The organism is Dellaglioa sp. CoH-55-MRSF-9 (assembly GCF_056782155.1).
In genome coordinates this window covers 1-297 of sequence record NZ_JBXAYG010000050.1, presented here as the reverse complement: position 1 = coordinate 297, position 297 = coordinate 1, and the positions used below count along the sequence as shown (strand labels likewise).

The 297-nt window shown below is 48.8% G+C and carries 1 protein-coding gene; it reads left to right on the top strand.

The window, feature by feature from the left end:
* A partial coding sequence (locus AC1RPV_RS07745; RefSeq protein ID WP_481764191.1) for a hypothetical protein occupies positions 1-294 on the top strand: 294 nt, incomplete at its 5' end.
* Positions 295-297 lie beyond the last annotated feature (3 nt).

Sequence of the window (297 nt, the reverse complement as noted above, 5' to 3'; positions counted from 1 at the left end):
CCACTAGACCTACTTTGTGTGGTCGTGTTTTTCCACGGTGTGTACAAGCTCGGTGAGCTGATTTGCAAGTCGCTGCGAAATAGTTCACCGTCTAGTGATCCTAATTTTCTGATCACTGGCAACGAAAACGCGAGCGTCTCTGGAATCCTGTACGATGGACGTGTTGTTCCCTCTATCGACATCAAGGACAAGTCGCTGTTCATCGACGGTAAGTTCAAGCGTCGTCTTTCACGCAACAGCCGCACCTACAATAAGGGTGTGGGGATTTTCGTCGATGGCAATTACGTAGGTTAAACC